Origin of the sequence: Gemmatirosa kalamazoonensis, from assembly GCF_000522985.1 — a bacterium.
GTDB classification, from domain to species: domain Bacteria; phylum Gemmatimonadota; class Gemmatimonadetes; order Gemmatimonadales; family Gemmatimonadaceae; genus Gemmatirosa; species Gemmatirosa kalamazoonensis.
This window is the reverse complement of sequence record NZ_CP007129.1, coordinates 52,422-75,183: the sequence shown is the minus strand read 5'-3', so window position 1 is coordinate 75,183 and position 22,762 is coordinate 52,422. Positions and strand designations below refer to the sequence as shown.

Below are 22,762 nucleotides of genomic sequence, written 5' to 3'. Positions count from 1 at the left end.
GAACGCACGCGCCTAACGCGCGGCCTAACGCTCTCCCTCCTCTTCGAGCTCTCTCGTAATGGCATTCGCCGGCCACTTCACCGTCACCATCCCCGCCGACGCGAGCCTCACCGCCGACGTGACCGCGTTCACGGTCTGCGTTCGCCTTTCGGCGGCGCAGCTCGCGAGCGTGGCGAACGGAGGGCTCTGCCGCGCCGATGGGCGCGACATCGTGCCGTACGCGAGCGTCTCGGGCGGGGTGTTCAGCACGCAGCTCACGTTCGAGCGCACGCGCTTCGACCCGGTCGCCGGCGAGGTGGTGCTCTACGTCGCGGGCGTCACGGTGTCGAAGACGACGGCCCAGACGTTCGTCGTCGCGATCGGCGATGCGGGGCAGGCGACGGACTACAGCAGCAGCGCGGCGTGGGATTCGAGCGTCTACGCGTTCGTTTGCCACATGCGGGACGGCAGCACCTGGGCCGGCCTCGACTCGTCGCCGGGCGGTCGCAACCTCACGGTCACCGGCACCGGCACGGCGAGCCTCGACTCGGGCGGCGACGGCCAGTGGGCGGGCGACGGCGCGAGCTATGGCGAGTACGACGGCTCGACCGACGTGGTGCCGGATAAGAACGTCCTCACGCTCGAGGCGATCTTCGAGACGACGGCGTCGATCAGCACGGGGATGACCTACTCGCTCGTGGACCTCGGCGGGTTCGCGGCGAACGAGATTCCCTACGAGCTCCAGGTGCGGCCGACCGACGCCATGCGGTCGCAGAACCTGACAAACGCCGTCACGGGTGCGAACAGCCAGCTCGCGGTCGGCGTGAACTACGGCGCCGCGGTGTTCGACCTGCTCAACGCCGTCACGACGGCGCGCCGCATCCTCGACGTGAACGGCACCGTCACGACGGGCACCACGAGCGGCAGCATTTCGGCGGCGCCGCAGGACATCTCGATCGGCGTGCGGCGCATCAACGGCACGACGCGCACGCAGATCCTGGGCTCCGCTGTCCGGTTGCGCGAGGTGCGCATCTACAAGACGGCGCGCTCGACCGACGAGCGCCGAGCGGTGCGGCGGAACTTCACTGACGGCGCGTTCTACTCGGTCGGTGCTTACACGCCGGACGGCGGCAACAGCAGTCCGACGGCGGCGATCACGTCGCCGGCTTCGGGGACCATCGTGCGGGCGGGGAGCGCGGTGACGATCACCGGCACGGGCACCGACGCCGAGGACGGCACGCTGACCGGCGCCTCCCTCGCGTGGACTTCCTCGATCGACGGCGCGTTAGGCACCGGCACGAGTATCGCGCCCACCCTCTCGGTCGGGACGCACACGATCACGCTGACCGCGACGGACTCGCTCGGCGCCACGGGCACGGCGAGCCGCACGATCATCGTCCACACGGCCGCGCGCTACGACAACGACGCGTTCATCGCGGCGACCGGTGGCGACGCGGTGTGGCTCGCCGTCGCCGACAGCCGGGAGAACGTGACGAAGGACGGCACCGATCGCGTCTCCGCGTGGGACGACGTGCGCGGCGCGGGCGGCGGGTTCCTCAACACGCTCGCGCAGGCGACGGCGGGAACTCAGCCGCTGTGGACCGCCAACGGGATCGTGTTCAGCGCGGCGCGCCAGGACCACATGATCGCGGCGGTGGACGCGGCGATCAACCTCGCGGCGACGAGCGCGCTGCACATCTTCGCCGTGGTGAAGTCGCCGTCGAGCGGCGCGCACCTCGTCTCGCTCTCGCCCGACCCGACGCTCACGACCTCGCTGCCGTACTGCAACCTCACCACGACGGCAGGCGGCAACTACGGGCTGCAGGCGAACGCCGGGTCGGCGGGCACGACGAACCTCGTGACGCTCGACAGCGTGAGTGCGGCCGGCGCGACGCCGCGCGCGATCATCGCGGGGCGCGAGCAGAACGTGAGCACGTCGCTGGGCGGGCCGCACGTCTACCAGCTGCACGTGCGCGGCCGCCAGGGCGTGAAGCGCCACCGGCTCCCCGTGGCGCCGAGTGCGTCGCTCGCGCTCGCGCTCGGGCGCTGGGGCACGACCTACGCCGACATGACGCTCCTGTGGGTCGGCGTCTGCTCGGCCACGCGCAGCCGCGCGCTCGATAGCGCCTTCGAGGACTTCGCGACCGCGCAATTCGGCGCCGCGCCGGACCTCTCCAAGAAGGGCACGTTCATCAACATCGGCGCGAGCAACGACCGCGGGTTCGGCACCACGGCGCCGGTCGACGACGTGGGCGACACGGCAGGCGCGAACGGCAGCGGGTGGTGGTTCTCGACGTGCGCGAATCGCAACAGCGGCGCGGGGACGTTCGCCGCGCTCGGGCTGGAGACGGACCCCAACAAGGTGTCGGCGGCGCACAACGGCGCCGGGTTCCTCGACTTCGATACGACGTGGGACCATCGCGTGGCGCTGGAGCTCGATACGCGCCGCGGCGGGCCGCACCTCCTGCTGACCGGATTCGTCCTGAGTCCGATCACGAGCCTCTACAACCAAGCCGGCGACATCCCCACCGTCACGACGCTGTTTACGGCGTTCGTTGCCAAGGCGGTGGCGCTCGGCTTCCGGGTGATCGGGCAGACCTCGATCGACTACAACCTCCTCTACAGCCCCTCAGGAACGGGCACGCTCAATCAGACGGGCGTGAACGTGAAGCTGTGGAACGACTGGCTGCGCACGACGTTCCTCACGCTGCCCGGCGTGGCCGGCCTGCTCGACTTCGAGGCGATGCGGGAGAACGGCATCCCGTTCCTGCAGATCGATCGCCAGGCGCCGGGCCACGCGTGCGTCGATACGACCTACTTCGACGGGACGGTGCAGCACTACAACTCGTCGGCCGCCCCGAAGCTCGGCAACTTCGCGAAGGACTGGTTCGACGCGCACCCCCAGGTGCTTGGCGCGACGAGCTGGGGCGGCGTGGTGACGACGAGCCCCAAGATCGCCGGCAGCGGCACTGTCGCGGGGGCGCCGACCTCCACGGGGGGCGGAACGCTCGTCTCCAACGTGCGCCTCGCCGGCGCCGGCGCAGTCGCCGTCTCGGGTAGTGGTGCGTTGGCCGGCGTGGCCGGCGTGGCGCGCGTAGCCGGCGTCGGCGCGGTCCGCGTATCGGGCGGCGGCTCGCTCGCGGCGCGCCCCGCCATCACCGGGCGCGGTACCGCCATTCTCGTGATCCCGTTCAGCACCCCGCTTCGCTTCGCCGCGCGCAGCGCGCCCGTCCTCGATGTCATCCGCCGCTCGCAGCGCTGACCGCGGCGCTGATCGCGGCGCTGATCGCGGCGCTGACGCCTCGGTCCTCCTCTCGCTCCCCCTCCCATGTCTCAGGCTCCCGCGATCATCCCCCACACGTGGCCGCTCGGCAGCGCGCAGCTCGAGGAGTACGACGTGATCGACAACCGGACCCAGGGGGCGGCCGTGGGCGCCACGGTCACGGTCACGGTGGCCGACGCCAGCGGGGCGCCGCTCGCCTCGGCCAGCGGCGTGACCGACGGCACCGGCGCCGCCCAGGTGCTCGTCCCATCGATCACCGCGCCGGCCGAGGGCACGCCCGTCCGCGTGACGATGAGCGTCACCGCCGCCGACGGCACCCCGCGGGTCCAGAAGTGGTGGGCGCGCCTCGTCTACGACGAGCCGCCGCTCGAGGCGGTCGCCTAGTCAGCCGCCGGTTGCGCGCTGCTGGTGGTGCATGTACGTGCGCAGGACGGCGTTCATGCGCGACTGGTAGCCCGCGCCCTGCGCGCGGAACCACGCGAGGACGTCGGCGTCGACGCGGAGCGAGATCGCCTGCTTCCGATCTCGCTCTGCCACCGCCGCCGCCCACGAGGCGTCGTCGAGTAGCGGCGGCGCATCCGGATCCTCGGCGATCTGCCGCTCGACATCGTCGTCCGTCATCGCGTCGACGCGGGCCCAGTCCGTACGCCCGCGCGCGCCGGGCGCGTTAGGCGGCAGCGCGGCGCGCGCGCGCACCTCCTCGAGCGTCATGCTGGTCGTCTTCGTGGGCGCCGGCGCCTTCGCGCCGCCCGTCTGCGCCGCGCGGCCCGCGCGCGGCTTCCCCCGGCCGCGGCCGGGCGTCTTATCGTTACGAGGCATCGTTACCAGGGCTGTAGTCACTGCGGTCGTGCGGTAGTCACTGCGCGCCGTACTTGCGCTGCTCGCGGCGAATGGCTTTGCGCGCCGAGATGATCCGGGTCGCGTCGCTGCGGATCGTGTACGCCACCGCGAGCAGCCGGCCGTCCACGCGACCGAATCCGAGCCACCGACGCTCGCCGTGCTCCGGCTTTGTGGTCTCCACGCTCACGAACTGCGGATCGGCGAACGCAAGCACCGCGTCGGCGAAATCGATCCCGTGCTTCACGAGGTTGGCCGAGGCCTTGGCGTCGTCCCACTCGAAGCGCGTCGTCATGGGGTGAATATACGTCGTGTATATACACTCCGCAAGGGTGCGACGCAGCCGCATCACCTCGAGCGCGAGGCCACGCAGCTCGGCGCGGCTCAGCGGCTCGTCGCCCGCGATCGCCGCGAGCAGCTCGGCGAGCTCGCGATCGGTGAGATGCGACATGGGCGCCTCCGGGTTGGGGGCGCCCAATCTCGCGTTCGTGCGTCACACGTGCGTCATCGCGGTGGGGGACGCCGCGGCGGCCGCGGCTCGTCGTCCTCGTCCTCCGGCCGGCTCCGGCGCCGACGCATCGTCAGCAGGTAGGTGGGAATCGCCGCGACCACGACGAGCGCGTAGATGACGACGTCCTCGAGCCATTCCGCGATCGCGCTGAGCCACGCGCCCATCCCGTCCCTCCGGCTGCTCGACAACGGCGCGCGTCGTCAGGAAGATCGACCGCCCCCCACCTACGCGCGTCGCCGCGAGACCGCTGCGGTATTCCGAGAGCTGGGCCCCGTTCGTCACACCGCGACGAGCAGCTCCGCGAGCTCGCAATCTGTAAGGTTCGGTGTAAACAATCGGGGCTCCTGGTGAGGGAGCCCCGATTTACGTTCGGTGCGTCACGCGATCGTCACACCGGTCGCTCCGTCCGAGAGACAAGCCGCATCATCCGTTCATCTCCGTAGTCAAGCAACGTGTATGAATGCCCCTCGAGCAACGCTCTTAAGTCGCTGACCTTCTCGTTCGTCGAGATAATCACCTGCTGATCGTGCCTTTCACTCCGGGAGACCCGCCGCAGCAGAGCCCCGAATGATTCCAGACTCGGGTGTTGCTGCTGCGGTTCATCGATGATGAGAAATCCCGGGTGATTCGTCGCGTGGGTGCGAGCCACCTCCAGAAATGCGTTCCGGTAGGCCCAAGTCGCCCGCGTTGCGTCGCTCCCAGCGAGGTCGAATTGCAGGTCGAAACCCTTGTACTCCGGACGCAGTGAGTCTCTTGGGATAACGATCGCGTGCGGCTCAACCGACGTGAGCCCGTACTCGACGAGTTGCTCCGTGAAGGAACTCTGCAGGGCACCGAGCTTCGCTGCATCTTCCGCCGATATAGAGTCCTCCGGCAATTCTGCCAGCCGTGCTTGGAGGTCTGCCCAGCGTTCGGCAAGCACCGTGAACTCGTTCGTGTACTCCTGCGCGAGCCGGACACCGCGCTTCAACGCATCGATCCTCGCCTCTAGGCGCACGATCTCGGCGACCGACTCCTTCGAGGTCGTTAGCGGATGTGCGACTAGCGCCGCGCGGAGATCACGGACCGTCGCCCGTGCTCTGGCAAGCTCCTCGCCGCCAGCGGTTGACTGGCGGAGCTTCGCACTGAGCGAGTCCTGCGTCTGCGCCAGGACGAGTTGGAACATGTCGCGCTGATCCTCGAGGTACCTCACATTGTCCTCGAGCGTCATCGGGCTTGCTTCAGCGGCGCGAACTTCGGGAAGCAGAGCCAGCTCGACGCTCTGATGACACGTCGGGCATCGGTCCGATGTGATTGCGAGTGCCCGCGTAGACCCGAGCTTCTTGAGGCGAAGCGCGTCCTTGTTGCGTGTTAGATCATCCGCGAGCGCCCGAATGCGCTCCTCGGTCCGCGTTATCTCCAGTTCAAGCAGCTCGATATCATTGAACACGCCCGAGAGCCACGCCTCAACCGTTCGGACCCGTCGTTCGGCCTCGCGAAGGTCCGCCTCCAGCTGTGGGGCCACCTCTGCCGTCGTACGAGCCGGCTCTCGAGACTTCTCGGCGAGCTCGGACTCAAGGGTAGCGATCAACGCATCGATGGGCTCCCAATTCTCCCCGGCGGAGACCAGCAAGCGTGGTGGTGCGGATGTTGGCCACTCTGCGACCGGCGCATTGGGTAGGCCATGCACAACAGCACCCAGGTTTCGGGCAACCGCATCCACCTGCCGTGCTGACTGTGTCCAAGACACCCGTACGCTCTCCATGTCTCGCTCGAGCAGCGCTCGGCGTGCCGCAAGGTCGCGGATGCCGAGGGCAAGGATGAACTCGACCGCGCGGGTTCCTGGGTCGCGAATGCGGAAGTGGGTAGGATAAATCCCCTCGATGGCACTCCAGCCTCGTACCTGCTCGACAAAGAGGAGCGGGAAGATGCTCTCCATGTAGAGCGGGACTGTCTCGCCGCCGTACGTCAGCACACCCGGCAGCTTCCAGCCGAAGAAGGACGCCAGATACTGATGGAACCCAGCCGCGTTGGTCACCGCACCGGGCACGCGCACAAAGAAATCGCGCGAGGGCACGCTAGCGGATTCGGTATCCTCAAGATGTTCACCCTCCCAGACCGTTACTAGGTCACGGGAGCGATTGCCCTTCACCGACCGTAGCACGGTAATGAATCGGCCAGCAGCGTCCTGGATCTCGAGCATGACTTCCGACGAGATCACTGGCACCTCTTCGCCGTCAACATCGACGAAGTCCGTCATCGCGTGCTTAAGCGGTACTGCCTTACTCGGCCCGAGCATGCCGTCGAGACCCAGCGCGTACAAGATCGCGAGCAAGCAGTTCGACTTGCCGCCAGCGCCCTCCGCGCGCAGGAGCACCAAGCCCTTCGAGAAGGGGATTGTAACACCAACCTCACCGATGGCGGTGTACGCGCGAAGGCGAAGTCGCGTGATGATCATGAACGGTCCTGAAAGCTTACCTTCACGAGCTCGCCCACCCACTCTTCGGTGAGTTGCTTTCCGAGGGCCGCGAAGAATGCCTTTTCGACCTCGAAGCAGTCTTCCGTTTGAATTACTTCATCGGCAAGCGCGATCCCTCGCTCCGTCAACGCGACCCGGTCGCCACGTGGGAACGACACCACCTTCTCGCCCAGAGCAAGATCAACCACAAAGTTCAGCGTCGGCTCTGTGCGAACGATGACGTCCTGCGGACGTTTCTTGCCGTCGAGCAGGGCGAGGAGCTCGCGTCGCGCTGACGGCGTTCGCACCGCCCAGTTGAGTATGTGGAGTCGCGTTAGACTTGTCCTGCTCGCGTGACAACACAGGCGGATCGTTATCGCGAGAAGCGGGACGCGCCAGATTGGCCGGTAGTCGGCGTGCAAAGGTATCGGGCGGGCCGTGAACGAGACGACCGATGCCGACTTCCTTAACGCAGCAAGGAGATAGTTAGGCGTCGGCGTGGGCGTGGTGTCCAGGACGCTCATGAGACGGGCATCGATGTGACGGAAAAGTCCAGCGGGCAGCGCATAAGCCAGTCGGCAACAATCTGCATCGTGAGATCGTCGGCATGCAGCTCAAGGCTCGGCGCTGCACGAAGGATCTGCACCTTGAGCGTGCCGATGGTTTGTTGGACAAGTTCCGAGGCTGGAACGGTCGTAATCCGGGATTTCAGACGGATTTCCTTCGCCGCGCGTGCAGCGACACTGAGTAGTTGTTCGTGTAACGCTGGGGAAAGGTCGTGTAGCCGCTGTAACAACGCTGTGCCGATCACGTATGCCTCGAGCAGCTGTTGGACGACCTCAGCGCGCGCTGACAGATCACGAGGCACGATGGACTTCACCTTTCGCTCGAGGTGCTCCATGGCCGCTGCATTCTTCGCGGCGAAGAGGTCCAGTACCTCGCCGTCGATGAGGACTTCGGGGAGACGAACGAGGCCACTTGGCTGTTCGTAGAGCTTGTTTCGCTCGAGGGCGAAGTCGTCGTCTGTTACGACGACAACATGAAAGTCATCCGTGACGTAGGGCAGGCCTGCGGCGCGGACCTCCTCGGTCTTGCGGACGGCGTACTCGTTGAGGCGTATGCTGCGATGCTCGGGCACAACGAGGAGCCAGCGACGAATACGAGTTGTCCCGAGGACGGCCAGCAACCGCTCCCGATTGGCGATGAACTTCTTCACATCGGTCGCCATCTTCCGTCGCTGGTGTTCGTAGAGTTGGGTCGTCGGGAGCGGTGTTTCCGGCGCGTAGCACTGATACGCCCGTCCGTCCGGAATCGAGTAGCCCTCGATTCCGCAGTCCCCCCCATGCTTTGCAGGTACTCGCACGTAGTCTCCGGCCGCGTAGCGGATGGCGAGCAGCATGTTGATGTGCTCCTCCCATTCCGCACCGGTCCAGACACGGGCGTATGAGCTTATGGCGGCGCTCACGGACGCTGCATGCTCCGCGTCACCTCTCCCAGGGGCCCGATGCGCCCACAGCGCTCGCAGGTTCGTCGTGAATCTGCGTGCGACGCTAGAGCGTCACGCTTCAGCGCGCGGGGGCACTGAGGCAAACTGATCGCGCGTTGTTGCACACGTGAACCTCGAACGCCATGCATCGCGGGGGTGTCACGCCAATGGGTGGTCAACTTCCTCCTCATACACGAGCAGCGCGCGCCCGGCATCGTCATGGCCAGGGGTGTACCGCTCGGCCTTGCCGGGCTTCTTTGGTAGGGGGATGCGCACCTCAGTAATCCCGTCTCGAACATCGAAGACTTGTCCGTGGAACGTCCCACCGATGCATTCGCGTTTCATCGGTCCTCGCGGTGAAGGTCATCCGCCGACGTGCCCGGCGCCGTCGCTCTCCGCAGAGCACATCACGTCGGTGTCATCCCGCCACCGGTCGCCTCGATCGCGACGGGCCCGCGCGCGTGCGAGGTGTCCCAGAACGCGCCGGCGAGTTGCTCCGCGAGCATCACGTCATCGACGGCCCGCTCGGCAGGCCACACGATGCTCGCGATACGCCGCACGCGATCCTCGCGCACGAAGACGCGGATCCACGCCGCGGGATGCGGCGGATCGTGGTACGTGAAGGTCGCCGGGCCCGGGGGCCAGACATCCGCAGTCGACTCGTGCCGCACCTGGTCGTACACGCGCCACCGCGTGCCGTCGCGATCGGTGAAGTACAGGGGTTTGCCCTCAGCGTTCACTCGGTCTCTCGCACCAAGCGGATGTAGCCCCCTCGTGCGCTTGCCCCGTCGCCCTCCTCGGTACGGCCGGCCCGCTGGTTCGCGCGCGCTCGTCGCGACGCAGTAGCGCGTGCGTCGGCGCGGCGCACGTAACACGCGCGGTCTACACCCGCGGCGGCTAGCTCGTCCGCGAGATCGTCCGGCACGTTTACGAGGAGGACGTCACCGCCTAACTGGGCGGCGTACTCGTGCAGCGCGAGCAGGGCGAGGCCGCCAGCGGCGCCGACGGACACGACGTGGGTGAAGTCGATCCGCACGCCGGCGTGGTGCTCGTCGAGCGCCACGCGCGCTTCGTCGACGAACCGCTTGGTCGCCGGCTTCGTGAACTCCTCCGGCGCCTGGAGTGTGGGCATCGCGCTCATCGCGAAGCCGCCTGCTGGACGCGGCTCACGGCCCGACCGATCCTGGGCAGCACAATCTTCCGGACGGTACCTCCCCTGTCACAGCGCGCGACCCAGTCGCGCCATGCTTCGGGAAAGCCGCGCGCCGGCAGGTGGACGTAGGCCGGCCGGCCCAACGCCTCAAATCGCACGATCGTCGTGTCGGTGACGTGGAGGTCAACGACCAACGAATCGGCCAACGGCGGGTCAGCGACGATGAACCGGCCCGAACGTCGCCACGTCTCATATCGCGCGGGCCGCCCGCCCGGCTGCACGGTCACGTTAGGCGAGTCGAGGAGTGCCATGTCGAACGCGGCGCCGGCGGAAGCCACCGGATCGCGCGGCCCGCACCGCCACCGGATGTCGACCGTGCTGGTGATGGAACCGTGGGGCTCCGACGATTCGACCGGTCGCGCGTTCAGTTCATACGACACCGCGCGTGTCAGCTCGTCGACGGTGCTGTCGATCGTCCATCGCGTCCCTGGTGGATTGGTGTCTACGGGCTGCGCCGCGGTGACCTTCTGACGGTCCGGGCCGCGGTCAGCTCCCTTGCAGGCCGCCGCTCCGACGATCAGAAGAGACACCGCACACCACTTGAGATCCCGCATCAGCGGAAGGACCGGCGCGCCGGCGCACCGCGGTGCTCCGGACACTGGACAGGACCGCCGATGCGCTGGTCCGCCCAAGCCACGGGGGTGCCGCACACCTCGCAGGGCTTCGGCTCGCGCGGCGGTCCTTTCGCGCGCGCGACTTCGCGCGGCGCTTTCGCGGCCGCGATCTCCTCCACGCTGAACTCCCGACGGCAGAACCGGCAGATGCGGGCGTCGGCCTTGATGGTCTCCGCGCAGTCGGGGCAGACCTTCGTGTCGCGTGTCATCGCGCTCGGGACGACGGCCGTCGCTCGGGAATCGCTCTCGCGGTGGTGACGGTCGTGTCGAACGCGCTGTGCCTCGAGCTCGCGCTGCGCGTTCATTCGCATGATCCACGCGATAAGGATCCCGATCGGGCCGAGTAGAAACCCGAGCGCGGCGCCTGCGCCGCCGTTGTCCATCGGCTCGAGCAGCAGGTAGCCGGCGATGCCGCAGGCGACGGCGAAGATGAATAGGAGGAACATGATGCGGCGACCTTCAGCAGGTGGGGGACGCCGTTAGGCGCGGGCAACCGGCGGCATTGCCGGGTCGTGCATCCGCCCGGGTACGGCCGCCGGTGTTGCATCGACGCAACACCGAGCGATGTGGAGATGTGGAAGCGTTAGGCTTGCTCGGCCGCACGGTTGCGGGTGTCCGCGTCGGGTGCCATATAGCGCACCCCCGAACGTAACCCGAAGCTGATGCTGCGAGTCGAAGGCGGACGGACAACAGAGTTGTTGCAGCGCGGCGTCTTCGTGGCGCCGTACACGGTGCGCGGGCGGCTCGTGCTGCTCGCGATCGACCACACCGGCGCACTGCGCGCGCAGCGCCCGGTGCCACCAGAGTGGCCACTGGGGCGGGCGATGGGCGCGCTCGAGGCGTGGCTGGACCTGAAGCATCCGGTGCCGCAGCTGAAACTCGTTCCGGACCGACCGCAGCCGCCGGCGCCATCGCCGGTGGATCCGCGGGACTACATGACGCGCGTGCAGGAGCTGCTCAACAACCGGCGGAAGCGTCGCGGCATGCTCCCGCCGATGCCGCATTTCCGAGAGCTCGACAACCGTTAGGCGCCGCGGTCCTTCTGTTCGCGTTCCTCCGCCTCGAGCTGCTCACGCGTCTTGAACATGCTCGTAGGTGCCCGACGGTCGTTGGGCACGTCATCCTCGTCGCCGAACGCGAGCCAGCCAGGCGACACGCCGAGGACGGCCGCCATCCGCTGAATCAGCTCCAGCGACGGCTCCTGCACGTTCGACTCGTACCGGGAGACGCTGACGGGTGCCACGCTCGCGTCCTGCGCGAGCGCTGCCTGCGTGTAGTCACGCCCCTCCCTGGCGGCCTTCTGCCGGCGCGCCTGCTTGAGCCGGGCCCCGAGCGTCGGTGGCGTGTCTGGCATCCTGTCGAGTGCGATACGACGACCATCGGATCCGCTTGACAGCATATCGCATCCGATATATGATCCTACCGTAAGTGAACCTTACGTGTGAGGAGCGATAGCCGACTATGCCGAGCGCATCAGATGAGCGCAAGCGACGCTTCGAAGCGGCGCTGAAGCTTGCCGGCGAGACGATGGAGAGCTGGGCCCAGAAGCAGGGCATCTCGTACGGGCACCTCTACTTCGTCCTGTCGGGGCAGCGCGAAAGCGCGCGGCTCTCGCGCCTCATCGAGGCGTTCATCGCCGACCACCTGCCACCGCAGGTGGCGTAGGGCCCACGCGTCGCGGGGCCGACGACGCGGCCGGCCCGGACGTGGTGGTGCTCGCGCGCAGGTCGTGAGGGACATGAGCGCGAGGGTAGGGCCGGCTCCGCACCGGGGCGAGCCGGAATCTCCGGATCCGATGTCGCGGCACACGCCGCAGAGGCAGACGATGGATGGGCTCCTTCCCACGACCGACGGCGCGCCCGCGCGCGCCACCAGCGACGATCCCCCGCCCCACCCCCCGGCGCCTGCCCGGCGGCGCCTGACGATCCGTGAGCGCGTCGACCGCGAGCTGCGCGGCGCCCTCGTGCTCAGCGTGGCCGGCCTGCCGCGCCGCCCCTCCGAGCGCATCGACGACATCGCGCGCGGCCGCGTGCGCCCCGCCGGCAAGCTGCCTAACGCGCTCGAAGACATCGCAAGCGGCGGCGCGCAGCGCGAGCGCGTGAAGCAGCACCTGGTCGCCGCGGTCCTGCGCGCCGTGGACCTGACGTTCGACGCGGTGACGGAGGCCGCCTAACGACGACGCCCCCCGGCGTGAGGGCCGGAGGGCGCGAAGGACGAGACCAGAGGCCCCGCCATGGGATGGGCGTCCCGACGGGGAAGATACTCACCCCGCACTGAACCGCAACGATGCGTCCGAGTCTGCGATACGGTGGCGTCCCGACGGCGCCGATGATGGACCTGAACGTCCCGGCGGGGCTCACGCGCGAGGAGCTCGAGCGCGAGATCGCCGACATGGCGAAGGAGCTCGGGCGGCTCGGCGGGCTGCGCGAGGCCGAGAGCGACCGGCGCGTCGCGAAGGGCGGTGCGCCGCTCACGCCGAACATCACGGAGGCCGCGCTGCAGATCCGGCTCGTGATGTGGCGCAAGGCGCTCGACGCCGTGGAGCGCGAGGAGCGCGAGGACGCAGCGCGCGGCGCCGCCGAGACGGAGGCCGCGTGATGGCCACCGCCTTGGGCGCAACGATGTCACCGATCGCGTCGGACCTGGACCGCGCGATCGCGCAGCTGCACGACGCCGCTCGGCGACTCGGCGAGGCGCGCGCGCACGAGATGGCGCTCGAGGATCGGCGCGCGCTCGTGAAGCGCGACGCGATCCTGCGCCTCCTCGAGTCGAGTGCGGCGACGTCGGCGACCGCGGCCGAGAAGATCGTCGAGCAGGACGCCGACTACGCGCGGCACCGCGGCGACCAGCGCGCGGCCGTGATCGCGACGCTCGAGCGGTGGGCCGAGTGGGAAGCCGCGCGCTGCCGCGCGTGGACGCTCGCGCGCGCACCGGAGGCGTGACCATGCGCCTCGACAAACGGACCCGCGATCTCATCGAGCGCTGGGAGCATCATCCGGCGCTCGCCGTCCCTTGCCCCCGTTGCCACAAGGCCCCCGGCGAGCCGTGCGTCTCGTGCCTGGGCAACGTCACGCTTCCACACATCCCGCGCGTGATCGCTGCGGAGCGCGCGCCCGAGCGCGGGGAGGCCGCGGCGCATGGCTAGTCCGCTCCCGATCCCGACACGCGGTGGGAAGCGCGCGCCGATGATCCCGCCGACGCCGGCCACCCTCGCGCTCATCGACTCGCTCAAGCCGGCCTTCCAGGCGATGTGCGCCTCGGATGCTCTGGTCGGTTCGTCGCGCGTGAATCTGAACACACATCGGCGCGATGGCTCGTCACGTCGCACCAAGCGCGTGGCGCCGGCAGTCCGGCAGGAGGCGACCGATGCCTAACGTCGCGACGTTCCTCGCCGGCGCCGGGAGCGGCGCGATCGGCGCCGCGCTGTTCCTCGGCGCGCGCGCGCTGGTGCGGTGGCTCCGCCGCCGCGCGAGCGGCGCGCGCCGTCTCGAGACCCTCAAGGATCGGAGCCACCTCGGATGACCGCGCCCGCCCCCGAAGTGCAGGACCGCGCCCAGACCGGTCCTGTTGTCGACCTCCCTCAGGCTGCGCCGCTCGTGCACGTGTCGAAGGGCGCGGAGCGCGAGCAGCAGGCGCCGGAGTCGGAGCCCGCACCGCCGACCGTCGAGGGGCTGCACTTCACGCGCGAGCAGATCGAGCTGATCAAGCGCACGATCGCGAAGGGCGCGACCGACGACGAGCTGCAGCTCTTCCTGTTCACGTGCAAGCGGCTCCGCCTCGACCCGTTCGCGCGGCAGATCTACTTCATCAAGCGGAAGACGCAGGAGGACGGCCGCTGGGTCGAGACGGGCCGCGCCGAGGTGTCGATCGACGGCTTCCGCCTCGTCGCCGAGCGCACCGGCGAGTACGAGGGGCAGACGCCGCCGCAGTGGGGCAAGCTGTACGACTTCGACGTCACCGGCGGAGACCCCGTCGTACGGTGGTTCGAGGTGTGGCCGTTCCCCGCCGAGCAGCCGTACGCCGCGCGCGTGGGCGTGCACCGCCGCGCGTTCAAGGAGCCGCTCCTGGGCATCGCCCGGTTCGACGCGTACGCGCAGAAGAGGCGCGATGGAGGGCTCGTGTCGATGTGGGAGCGCATGGGGCCCGAGCAGCTCGCGAAGTGCGCCGAGGCGCTCGCGCTGCGGAAGGCGTTCCCGAACGAGCTCTCGGGCGTGTACACGCCGGACGAGATGGGCCAGGCGTCGAACGCGGCGCCCGCGAGCGAGGACACCGCGGCCGCCGCGTCGGCGAGCGCGGGCGATCCGAACGAGCCGCCGGCGCCGACGTGCCCGAAGTGCAGCGGTGGCATGTGGGACAATCGCGAGACGAAGACGAACCCGCGCGCGCCGGACTTCAAATGCAAGGACCGCAGCTGCGACGGGAAGTACTGGCCCGGCGAGTGGCCGCCGAAGTCGGCCGACGTGAAGCGCGGCGAGAAGAAGTTCCCGAAGAACTTCCCGCTCGAGCAGCTGCGCGGCCGCCAGGTCGGCGACTGCACCTGGAGCGAACTCACTGACGCACTCGAGGCGTCGCGCAAGGGCGGCTCGGAGAAGTGGATCGAGATCGTGAGCGAGGAGCTCGAGGCACGCCGCGCGCGCGGTGACGTGCCCGCGTACGCGAAGCAGCAGGACCTCGGCGTCCAGGAGCCGCCGAAGCCGAGTACGGCCGCGCGCGTCGACATGCCCGCCGGCGGCCGCGTCGAGGACGCACTCGAGCGAAGGGCCGCGAAGGCCGACGACGACATCCCGTTCTGACCACCAGCGAGGACCGAGACCCATGGCTACTGCGTTCGCCGCAACCGCGTCGGGTTCCAGCGTCATCCTGCGCACGCCGCACGACCACACGATCGTCGTGCAGGCGCTCGAGCAGCGCGCCGAGGCGCTCGCCAAGCGCGCGAAGCAGCTGAAGGACGACGGCTACCGGAATGCCGCGCGCACGATCGACGACGACGCGGCGGCCATCCGCACGTTCATCCTGCCGCAGTTCGCCCAGCAGCAGGAGCTCGAGCTGGCGACGACGGAGACGGTGGAGGACGCGATTGCGGCCGCGCTCGCGGGCACCGTCCGCGGCATGCTGATCGTGCGCGCCCCACAGGACCGGCAGGAGGACGCGCTGCAGTCGCGCGAGGAGAACCTGAGCAAGGCGCTCGCGAAGCGCGTCGCCGCCTACGCGACGCGCGTCGCCGAGCACGCGTACGCGGCCGGCTTTCACGCGCGCGGCACAGACCCGGAGACCATCGCGCTGTCGGCGGCGCAGTCCCTCTACGCCTAACGGTCTCCGACGATGCCTGGCGTTGCCGCGAAGGGGCTGCAGATGGCGAAGTGCACGTTCCGGTTCTGCGGGGGACTGCTCGAGCACGACGTCCAGCCGGGTGGCGCGGTCGTCACACGCTGCCCGCGGTGCGAGCGGCGCCTCGCTGGGCTGTGCCGCGACTGCCCCCGCCCAGTGTACGGCGCGATCGGCAGGGCGATTCGCTGCGCCGAGTGCGCCGCGGCCGCGCGCGCGACGTCGCGACGTCGCTCGGAGGAGGACCCGGAGATCCGGAAGCGCAAGAACGCGCAGTGGCGGAAGCGGTGGCGCACGGACCGGGCGTTCCGTGAGCGGCGGAAGGCGCGGCGCAAGGAATGGGAGGCCGCGCATCCCGAGGCGCGAAAGCGTCACCGCCGGCGCTACCACCTGAAGCGGACGCCGGGCTACGTCGCCGGCTACATGCGCGCCAACGCGCGGCCCGAGCGCGCCGAGAAGAAGCGGCGGCAGGCGCTCGAGCGCTACTACCGGCTGCACCCGGTGCGGCCGGCGCCGGTGTGCGCCAAGTGCGGCGAGCCGATCGCCTGGAAGCCGCCTGGGCGGCCGCCGAAGTACCACCCGGAGCACAGCCCGTGGAAGAAGCAGCTGAAGGCGTATCGGGACCAGTCCGCGGCATGAGCCACGAAACAGCGAGGCCGACGCATGGGTGATCGCACGGGGATCGAGTGGACCGACGCGACGTGGAATCCAATCCGCGGGTGTTCGCGCGTGTCCGAGGGCTGCCGCCACTGCTACGCGGAGACCGTCGCGGCTCGGTTCAGCGGCGCGGGGCAGCCGTACGAGGGCCTTGCTCGGCGCACATCAAGCGGTGAGGCGCGCTGGACGGGTGAGGTGCGGTTCATCCCGGAGCACCTCGCGGATCCGCTGCGCTGGCAGCGGCCGCGGCGCGTGTTCGTGAACAGCATGTCCGACCTCTTCCACGACGGGGTCACCGACGAGCAGCTCGCGGCGATCTTCGCCGTCATGGCGCTCGCCGAGCGCCACGTCTTCCAGGTGCTCACGAAGCGGCCCGCGCGCATGCAGACCTGGTGCGCGACTCTGCGCGAACGCTACGGATCACAGCTCGGTGCGGCTGAGCTGCTCACAGGCACGTTCCTCGGGCAAGCGTTCTCGCTTGCCCAGGTGAACGCCGTAGCAGAGCGCTTCGCGCGCGGCGCGCTGCCGAACGTGTGGCTCGGCGTCTCGGTGGAAGACCAGGCGGCGGCCGATGCGCGGATCCACCTGCTGCTCGACACGCCGGCGGCGGTGCGATTCCTCTCCATGGAGCCGCTGTTAGGCCCGGTCGACCTGGGTGCGGTGCGGAAGTACGTCGCCGATCAGTCGTTCATCACCTTCGACGCGCGCGACCGGCACGGGCTGCACCAGTGGACCGACGCCGGCGTGGACTGGGTCATCGTCGGCGGCGAGAGTGGGCCGCGTGCGCGCCCGATGCACCCGGCATGGGCGCGCGCGCTGCGGGACCAGTGTGCCTGCGCGGGTGTCCCATTCTTCTTCAAACAGTGGGGCGAGTGGATCGCCGACGACGCTGACCCGCGCGTGCTCGAGGCGGCGATCGCGCACAACGCTGCGCACCAGTACGTGACCGATCCGACATGCGGGCACGCTCGCATGATGTTCCGCCTCGGGAAGGTGCGCGCGGGTCGAGAGCTCGACGGCCGTACATGGGACGAGATGCCGGCTTCGCCGGTGGCGGTGGGTGTATGACACGCCGTCGACCCGGTGGCACCGTCCGCGTGCTCACCGAGTGCGCGCGCTGCAACGCGCATATCGCCTACGGCCTCGGCTCGCGCGAGGCCGCGTACCTCCGTGTCGACGTGGCGGGCCCGCTCGTGCGTCACGAGCTCGCCGTCTGCCGCGACTGCGATGCGTACCGCCACACCCAGCCCACGCTGATGGAGGCCGACGCGCTCGCGCGCGACGCCTCCAGCGCGGTCGAGGCGATGGAGTTCGCCCAGCAGTGGAACCACGACCTCGCGCGCGTGCAGCGCACGGCGCGGCACTTCCTGGGCGCGGACCGCGCCGATGCGGCCGCCACGCGCCTGCGCGCGGAGTACTTGGAGCGGCGTGATCGGACCGACGCCGAGTGGGAGGCGTACCGCCAGCGCGTGGCGTCGCGTGACTTCGTGCCCGACTTCGGAGACAACGGTGACGATGACCTTCCGCTCTGAGACGGTGCCTGAGCGCCCGATCGACCTGACGCCGGCGACGCCGCGGCACGGGTGTGAGGCCGTTGTCGCGTGGATCGTCGACGAGCACGGTCCCAGGCCGGTGCTGTGCGGCGAGCCGGTGACGCACGTGGTCGCGGGGCGCGACAACGAGGACCACGTGCCGGCGTGCGAAGCGCACGTGCGCCGACTCACCGTGGAGCATCGGCGGAACAACGTGCGCGCGGTGTTCCTCTCGGAGTTCATCGAGGCGCGACGCGCCGCGCCCTACGTCGCCGACGGTGCCTGCTGCCAGTGCGGCGCGTGCGAAGCGGCGCGCGCGGAGGTCGCCTAACATGCCCGGCCGATTCGAGGGCGAGGAGCATCCTGCCGCCCGGCTCACGGAGTGGCAGGTGCTCCGCATGCGGCGCGTCATGCGCAGGGCGCGACAGCGCCAAGGGGGGCGCGAGCTGGTGACGATGTTCGCGGCGCTCTATCGCGTCTCGCACGGCACCGTGAGCATGGCGATCAGCGGCAAGACGTGGCGCCACCTGAAGGGCGCGGTGCCGCCGAGCCGGCGGTTCCGGCGGAGGGCGCATGCCTAACGCGCTTCGCGTCGCGGCGAACCTCGCGCTGCCGCTCGACACCGTCACGGGCACCATGGCGGTACTCGGCATCCGCGGGTCGGGGAAGTCGACCACCGCCACGGTGATCGTCGAGGAGCTGCTCGAGCACGGCCAGCAGGTCGCCGTGATCGACCCGACCGACGTGTGGTGGGGCCTCAAGAGCTCCGCCGATGGGAAGTCGCCCGGCTACCCGGTCGTCATCCTCGGCGGCCGCCGCGGCGACCTGCCGCTCGCCGCCGGCGACGGCGCGACGATCGCCGACTTCGTCGTGGAGTCGAACGCGTCGGTCGTCTGCTCGCTCCGCCACTTCGAGAGCCAGCGCGACATGCGGCGGTTCGTGACCGACTTCGCGCGCCGCCTCTACTTCCGAAAGGGGCAGGAGGGACGCGCGACGCCGCTCATGTGCGTGTTCGACGAGGCCTCGCTGTTCGTCCCGCAGCGCGTGATGGGCGAGGACGCGCAGATGGTCGGCGCGATCCAGAAGCTCGTGCGCCAGGGCCGCGCCTCCGGCTTCGGCGTCACGCTGATCGATCAGCGCGCGAGCACGGTGAACAAGGACGTGCTCACGCAGGTGGAGCTGCTCGTCTGCCATCGCACCGTGGCGCCGCAGGACCGGAAGGCGCTCGAGGCGTGGATCGACGAGCACGACGCGGAGGGGCGCGCGGAGGACTTCCTCACGTCGCTACGGCGGCTGCCGCAGGGCACCGCCTGGTTCTGGTCTCCGGAGTGGCTCGACGTGTTCCAGCAGGTGCAGGTGCGCTCGGCGCGCACGTTCGACTCACGCCGCACGCCGAAGGCCGGCGAGCGCGTGAAGGCGCCCACGCGCACGGCCGACGTGGACCTCGAGGCGCTGAAGGCGAAGCTCGCGACCACGATCGAGCAGGCGCGCGCCGACGACCCGCGCGAGCTGCGGAAGCGCATCACGGAGCTCGAGCGCGAGCTGAAGCAGCGGGGTGCGGCGCCGGATCCGGCAGCCCTGCAGGCCGAGTACAAGCGCGGGCTCGAGGCCGCCGTGCAGGAGCTGCGTACGCTGCTCGTCGGCCGCGCGGTCGACCTGCGCGCGACAGCGGAGCGGCTCACCGACGTGGCCACGGCCGCGGTGGACGCGATGCGCCGCACGGCCGACGCGATCGCTGGCGACGTGCCCGCGCACATCGCGGCGGCACCGCCCGCGGTGGGACGCATTCCGGCGCGGCCGACACGGTCGGCGGCGGCTGCGCCACGTTCCGCGCCGCCGGTGAGACGCTCGCCGGCGCCGGCGAGCGGCAATGGCGTGCACGTCTCCGGCACGCAGCAGCGGATCCTGAACGCGCTCGCGCTGTTCGAGCAGCTCGGACAGACGCCGACGTCGCGCGCGGCCGTCGCCGGCGTGTGCGGGATCTCGCACACCACGGGGTCGTTCTCGAACAACCTCTCGACGCTCCGCACCGCGGGGCTCCTCGAGGACGCACCGGGCGGCGCGATCGCGCTCACCGCCGACGGCCGCGCGCACATCACGGAACTGCCGACGGTCGTCAGCGTCGACGACGTCCACTCGCTGTGGATCGACGCCAGCAATTCACTCTCGGGCACGCAGAAGCGGATGCTCGAGCAGCTGATCGGCGCGTACCCGAAGCCGATCACGCGCCAGCAGATCGCCGAGGCGCTCGGCGTCCAGGCCGACACCGGCTCGTTCAGCAACAACCTGTCGAAGCTGCGGACGTTAGGCCTCCTCGCCGACGTCTCGCGCTCCGAGGTCATTGCCACCGAACTCCTCTTCCCCCGAGGACTCGCCTGATGCCTGACGCCACGTTCACCTCGCTGCTCGGCCCGATCGCGACGCTACCTGATGTGTGGCGTGAGGAGGTCGAGATGCGCCGCGCGCGCGCGCCGCACGATCCCGTCGCGGAGGCCGTGGAATCGTGCGAGCGCGAGCTCCGCAAGCGCATCGCGGCAGCAAGCCGCGCCACCGAGCGCCTGACGCCGGAGGAGTTCGCCGTGCTCCCGCGCAACAACACGACTCCGCAGACCGTGCGGCGGTGGTGCCGCGCCGGCGAGCTGCCGGGCGCGATTCACACCGCGAGGGGCTGGGAAATCCCGCGCGACGCGGTGCGGAAGGCCCGCGCAGCAGAGCAACCCGCGCATGCGCCCCGCCGGCGGCGGAAGACTAAGGCCTAACGGATGTCCCCAGATGTCTGGGAGGACCTCGAGATGATCGGTCGCGGCAAGCACAAGGTGCGGGTGTCGCAGCGGCTCGACCGCCGCGCGGGCGCGTTGTACCTGCGTTGGCGCGACGCTGCCGCGGCCAACTGGCGCGTCCGCGCACTCGCGCTGACGCTTGTCGACGCGAAGGGGAAGCCGCTCGCCGGGAAGGCGCGCGCCGCCGTGCTCGAGGATGCCATGCGCGCGGCCGAGCTCCAATACGCGGTGAACAGCGGCCACGCTCCGGCGCCGGCTAGGCGCGAACCCTCAGCAGCCCCGCCGAAGCTCCTCACCGTCGCCGACGGCATCCACGCCGTGCAGGACGCTGAGCGCGGGCGCTATCACGCGCCGACGCGCTACAACAAGGGCGTCATCGCCGCGGCGACGCAAGCGATGGCCGTGTGGGGCCCTGACACGCCGCTCGCGCACGTGCGCCGCGACGACTTCGTGCGGCTCTGGCGCGCGCGCATGGCCGCGATCCGCGCCGACGGCGGCGTGGGGTACGCGGGCGCCATGACGACGATCGAGCGCACGCTTCGGCTGCTCGACGAGCTGCGCGAGATGCAGGCGCCCGACGGCAGCGCGCTCCTCGGCGAGGACCAGGCGGTGCCGCCGCGGAAGTGGAAGGAGAAGCTGCGCCGGGACTACGCGGAGCTCTACGGCGGTGGCGATCTGCCCGAGGTGCAGCGGCCGCGCTACCAGCTCGGGGAGTACCGCGCGCTGCTCGCGAAGGCGTCGGAGGTGGACCCGCGCCTCGCGCTCGCCATGGCGATCGGCGCCGAGCTCCGGCCCGTCCAGGTGCTGCGCGTTCGGCGCTCGCAGCTCACGCTGCCGCCGCTCCCCGATCCCCTGCCCCCGCTCGGCCAGGACGACGCCGTGGACTACGGCAGCGTGGTCGTGAAGGGGCGCGGAAAGAAGGGCGGTGTGACGGTCTACTTCACGCGCGGCCAGCGCGCCGCGGTGGAGGCGGCGCTGCATCCCGAGACGGGCTACCTGCGCGCGCTCGAGCGTGAGTACCAGGCGGCGCTCGCCGAGGATCGCGACCCGCCCGACTACGTGCTCGTGCCGGCCGGCCGACTCGCGCAGCGCGACCCCGCGGCCGCCGGGCCCCGCGCCGGCGCGAAGGCGGACGCGCCAGCGGCGCCGCTCATCCCAACAGCGCCGACGGGCTACGGGAAGCAGCGCGTGCAGAGCGCGGCGTGGGTGGAGAAGCGGCGCCTCACACCCCTGAACGAGCGCACGATGAACACGCTGTTCCACCGCGCGCGCGAGCTCGCCGGTGTACGCGAGCAGCCGGGGCTCGCGTGGTACGGGATGCGGCGCGCCGCGACGGACGCGGCGGACGACCTCGAGGTGTCGGCCGGCGCGCTGATGCACCTCGGCGGGTGGTCGAACGAGCAGACGCCGCGTGACATCTACCGCGAGCGGGAGCGGGAGACGCACCGGCGCGCGGCGCGCGCAGCGCGCGCCGCGATCCGCGGCGAGGATGAACCGCCTAACGAACTGCCTAACGCGGAGACCGACGCATGAGACGACTCGGCTACGCTCGCCCGCCGCGTGACGTCGGAGAGTACGGACTCACCGCCGACCAAGCGACCACCCTCCGGCGCATCGCCGCCGGCGAAGCCGTGCACCACAGCCGCCTCGGCTGGCCCGGAAAGCTGAACGCGCCAGTACTCGTGAAACGCGGACTCGTCGCGAAGGGCGACGACTACCGGTATCGCCTCACCACCCTCGGTCACGCGTGGCTGCGCCAGACGGAGCTCCTCCGGACTGCGGCGGCAGACGTTCGCGAGGGAACGTCGCGCGCCGCCGACGACGTAGCAGCGCGAACACGTAACCAATCCGTAACCACGGCCGCGATCGGCGAACGTGCCGGCGTGGACCGTGGCGCTAAGTCACTGTCTCACGAGGAGTTAGCCGACGATGCGCTTCGGGCGTAGCGGTGGGATCCGATTCTCTGGTAAACTCGACCGCGAACAGAGGTTCGCGAACGTTGCGAACGCGCCCCAGAGAGCGGCGCTCGCGGGGTCGAACACGGAAGGCCGTACACCGGCCGAATCGTGTTCCCTCCGCCGTAACCAACGCGTAACCAGCGAACACGC

The 22,762-nt window shown here is 69.9% G+C and carries 32 protein-coding genes; 21 read left to right on the top strand and 11 right to left on the bottom strand.

Annotated features, from left to right (window positions below; translation table 11 throughout):
* Positions 1 to 58 precede the first annotated feature (58 nt).
* Both J421_RS23385 and J421_RS23380 read left to right on the top strand, forming a co-directional pair.
* The gene (locus J421_RS23385) at positions 59 to 3,241 is read left to right on the top strand and encodes a hypothetical protein (protein WP_025413537.1); all 3,183 of its coding nucleotides are present in this window, start codon (positions 59 to 61) and stop codon (positions 3,239 to 3,241) included.
* A gap of 66 nt (positions 3,242 to 3,307) precedes the next feature.
* Complete coding sequence (locus J421_RS23380) at positions 3,308 to 3,646, top strand: hypothetical protein (protein ID WP_025413536.1); 339 nt, start codon at positions 3,308 to 3,310, stop codon at positions 3,644 to 3,646.
* On the opposite strand, the gene J421_RS23375 is transcribed toward J421_RS23380, so the two are convergent.
* From J421_RS23375 to J421_RS23330, 10 genes are all read right to left on the bottom strand, one after another.
* Complete coding sequence (locus J421_RS23375) at positions 3,647 to 4,081, bottom strand: BrnA antitoxin family protein (protein WP_025413535.1); 435 nt, start codon at positions 4,079 to 4,081, stop codon at positions 3,647 to 3,649.
* A gap of 37 nt (positions 4,082 to 4,118) precedes the next feature.
* The gene (locus tag J421_RS34530; RefSeq protein ID WP_312845248.1) at positions 4,119 to 4,550 is read right to left on the bottom strand and encodes a BrnT family toxin; all 432 of its coding nucleotides are present in this window, start codon (positions 4,548 to 4,550) and stop codon (positions 4,119 to 4,121) included.
* A 53-nt stretch (positions 4,551 to 4,603) separates the two neighbouring features.
* Positions 4,604 to 4,774: a hypothetical protein gene (locus J421_RS33030; RefSeq protein WP_158508881.1), complete on the bottom strand. Its 171-nt coding sequence runs from the start codon at positions 4,772 to 4,774 to the stop codon at positions 4,604 to 4,606.
* Positions 4,775 to 4,998: 224 nt separating this feature from the next.
* The gene (locus tag J421_RS23365; protein ID WP_025413533.1) at positions 4,999 to 7,047 is read right to left on the bottom strand and encodes a hypothetical protein; all 2,049 of its coding nucleotides are present in this window, start codon (positions 7,045 to 7,047) and stop codon (positions 4,999 to 5,001) included.
* Positions 7,044 to 7,571, bottom strand: coding sequence for a hypothetical protein (locus tag J421_RS23360; protein WP_025413532.1), 528 nt, complete (start codon positions 7,569 to 7,571; stop codon positions 7,044 to 7,046). Before J421_RS23360 ends, J421_RS23365 begins: the two co-directional genes overlap by 4 nt.
* Positions 7,568 to 8,446, bottom strand: a complete 879-nt coding sequence (locus J421_RS23355; protein ID WP_148306498.1) for a hypothetical protein — start codon at positions 8,444 to 8,446, stop codon at positions 7,568 to 7,570. The genes J421_RS23360 and J421_RS23355 overlap by 4 nt, the downstream gene beginning before the upstream one ends.
* A gap of 494 nt (positions 8,447 to 8,940) precedes the next feature.
* On the bottom strand, positions 8,941 to 9,273 hold the full coding sequence (locus tag J421_RS23350) for a hypothetical protein (protein ID WP_025413530.1): 333 nt from the start codon (positions 9,271 to 9,273) through the stop codon (positions 8,941 to 8,943).
* Entirely contained in the window at positions 9,270 to 9,665 is a 396-nt protein-coding gene (locus tag J421_RS23345; RefSeq protein ID WP_158508880.1) for an STAS domain-containing protein, read from the bottom strand. The genes J421_RS23350 and J421_RS23345 overlap by 4 nt, the downstream gene beginning before the upstream one ends.
* A 5-nt stretch (positions 9,666 to 9,670) precedes the next feature.
* A complete protein-coding gene (locus J421_RS32275; protein ID WP_148306497.1) occupies positions 9,671 to 10,300 on the bottom strand; it encodes a hypothetical protein in 630 nt (209 codons plus the stop codon).
* Positions 10,300 to 10,806 carry a zinc ribbon domain-containing protein gene (locus J421_RS23330; protein ID WP_025413526.1) on the bottom strand — a complete coding sequence of 169 codons (507 nt, stop codon included), beginning with the start codon at positions 10,804 to 10,806 and terminating at the stop codon, positions 10,300 to 10,302. Before J421_RS23330 ends, J421_RS32275 begins: the two co-directional genes overlap by 1 nt.
* Positions 10,807 to 11,022: 216 nt before the next feature.
* On the opposite strand from J421_RS23330, the gene J421_RS23325 reads away from it, so the two are divergent.
* Positions 11,023 to 11,388, top strand: a complete 366-nt coding sequence (locus tag J421_RS23325; protein ID WP_148306496.1) for a hypothetical protein — start codon at positions 11,023 to 11,025, stop codon at positions 11,386 to 11,388.
* Here J421_RS23325 and J421_RS23320 read toward each other — a convergent pair.
* Positions 11,385 to 11,759 carry a helix-turn-helix domain-containing protein gene (locus J421_RS23320; protein ID WP_104023209.1) on the bottom strand — a complete coding sequence of 125 codons (375 nt, stop codon included), beginning with the start codon at positions 11,757 to 11,759 and terminating at the stop codon, positions 11,385 to 11,387. The genes J421_RS23325 and J421_RS23320 overlap by 4 nt on opposite strands.
* Before the next feature lie 62 nt (positions 11,760 to 11,821).
* On the opposite strand from J421_RS23320, the gene J421_RS23315 reads away from it, so the two are divergent.
* The 18 genes from J421_RS23315 (at position 11,822) to J421_RS32270 (ending at position 22,600) form a co-directional block, all read left to right on the top strand.
* Positions 11,822 to 12,025, top strand: a complete 204-nt coding sequence (locus J421_RS23315) for a hypothetical protein (protein ID WP_025413523.1) — start codon at positions 11,822 to 11,824, stop codon at positions 12,023 to 12,025.
* A 160-nt stretch (positions 12,026 to 12,185) separates the two neighbouring features.
* Positions 12,186 to 12,533, top strand: a complete 348-nt coding sequence (locus J421_RS23310) for a hypothetical protein (protein ID WP_148306495.1) — start codon at positions 12,186 to 12,188, stop codon at positions 12,531 to 12,533.
* A 155-nt stretch (positions 12,534 to 12,688) separates the two neighbouring features.
* Complete coding sequence (locus J421_RS23305) at positions 12,689 to 12,958, top strand: hypothetical protein (RefSeq protein WP_148306494.1); 270 nt, start codon at positions 12,689 to 12,691, stop codon at positions 12,956 to 12,958.
* Positions 12,958 to 13,302: a hypothetical protein gene (locus J421_RS23300; RefSeq protein ID WP_148306493.1), complete on the top strand. Its 345-nt coding sequence runs from the start codon at positions 12,958 to 12,960 to the stop codon at positions 13,300 to 13,302. The genes J421_RS23305 and J421_RS23300 overlap by 1 nt, the downstream gene beginning before the upstream one ends.
* Before the next feature lie 2 nt (positions 13,303 to 13,304).
* Positions 13,305 to 13,505 (top strand): zinc finger domain-containing protein, encoded by a 201-nt coding sequence (locus tag J421_RS23295; protein WP_104023208.1) that lies wholly within the window; start codon positions 13,305 to 13,307, stop codon positions 13,503 to 13,505.
* 40 nt (positions 13,506 to 13,545) lie between these two features.
* On the top strand, positions 13,546 to 13,734 hold the full coding sequence (locus J421_RS23290) for a hypothetical protein (RefSeq protein WP_025413519.1): 189 nt from the start codon (positions 13,546 to 13,548) through the stop codon (positions 13,732 to 13,734).
* Complete coding sequence (locus tag J421_RS33025) at positions 13,727 to 13,882, top strand: hypothetical protein (protein ID WP_158508879.1); 156 nt, start codon at positions 13,727 to 13,729, stop codon at positions 13,880 to 13,882. The genes J421_RS23290 and J421_RS33025 overlap by 8 nt, the downstream gene beginning before the upstream one ends.
* Positions 13,879 to 15,153, top strand: coding sequence for a phage recombination protein Bet (gene bet / locus J421_RS23285; RefSeq protein WP_104023207.1), 1,275 nt, complete (start codon positions 13,879 to 13,881; stop codon positions 15,151 to 15,153). Before J421_RS33025 ends, bet begins: the two co-directional genes overlap by 4 nt.
* Before the next feature lie 22 nt (positions 15,154 to 15,175).
* Positions 15,176 to 15,670, top strand: a complete 495-nt coding sequence (locus tag J421_RS23280; RefSeq protein ID WP_025413517.1) for a hypothetical protein — start codon at positions 15,176 to 15,178, stop codon at positions 15,668 to 15,670.
* A 12-nt stretch (positions 15,671 to 15,682) separates the two neighbouring features.
* Positions 15,683 to 16,324, top strand: coding sequence for a hypothetical protein (locus tag J421_RS23275; RefSeq protein ID WP_148306492.1), 642 nt, complete (start codon positions 15,683 to 15,685; stop codon positions 16,322 to 16,324).
* Positions 16,325 to 16,348: 24 nt separating this feature from the next.
* On the top strand, positions 16,349 to 17,410 hold the full coding sequence (locus tag J421_RS23270) for a DUF5131 family protein (RefSeq protein WP_025413515.1): 1,062 nt from the start codon (positions 16,349 to 16,351) through the stop codon (positions 17,408 to 17,410).
* Positions 17,407 to 17,874, top strand: coding sequence for a hypothetical protein (locus J421_RS23265; protein ID WP_148306491.1), 468 nt, complete (start codon positions 17,407 to 17,409; stop codon positions 17,872 to 17,874). The genes J421_RS23270 and J421_RS23265 overlap by 4 nt, the downstream gene beginning before the upstream one ends.
* A 4-nt stretch (positions 17,875 to 17,878) precedes the next feature.
* Positions 17,879 to 18,205: a hypothetical protein gene (locus J421_RS23260; RefSeq protein ID WP_025413513.1), complete on the top strand. Its 327-nt coding sequence runs from the start codon at positions 17,879 to 17,881 to the stop codon at positions 18,203 to 18,205.
* A gap of 1 nt (position 18,206) precedes the next feature.
* Positions 18,207 to 18,455 carry a hypothetical protein gene (locus J421_RS23255; protein WP_025413512.1) on the top strand — a complete coding sequence of 83 codons (249 nt, stop codon included), beginning with the start codon at positions 18,207 to 18,209 and terminating at the stop codon, positions 18,453 to 18,455.
* The gene (locus J421_RS23250; RefSeq protein ID WP_025413511.1) at positions 18,448 to 20,253 is read left to right on the top strand and encodes a helicase HerA domain-containing protein; all 1,806 of its coding nucleotides are present in this window, start codon (positions 18,448 to 18,450) and stop codon (positions 20,251 to 20,253) included. The genes J421_RS23255 and J421_RS23250 overlap by 8 nt, the downstream gene beginning before the upstream one ends.
* Positions 20,253 to 20,633: a hypothetical protein gene (locus J421_RS23245; protein ID WP_025413510.1), complete on the top strand. Its 381-nt coding sequence runs from the start codon at positions 20,253 to 20,255 to the stop codon at positions 20,631 to 20,633. Before J421_RS23250 ends, J421_RS23245 begins: the two co-directional genes overlap by 1 nt.
* A 3-nt stretch (positions 20,634 to 20,636) precedes the next feature.
* A complete protein-coding gene (locus tag J421_RS23240; RefSeq protein WP_148306509.1) occupies positions 20,637 to 22,187 on the top strand; it encodes a hypothetical protein in 1,551 nt (516 codons plus the stop codon).
* Positions 22,184 to 22,600, top strand: a complete 417-nt coding sequence (locus J421_RS32270; protein ID WP_148306508.1) for a hypothetical protein — start codon at positions 22,184 to 22,186, stop codon at positions 22,598 to 22,600. The genes J421_RS23240 and J421_RS32270 overlap by 4 nt, the downstream gene beginning before the upstream one ends.
* Positions 22,601 to 22,762: the final 162 nt, after the last annotated feature.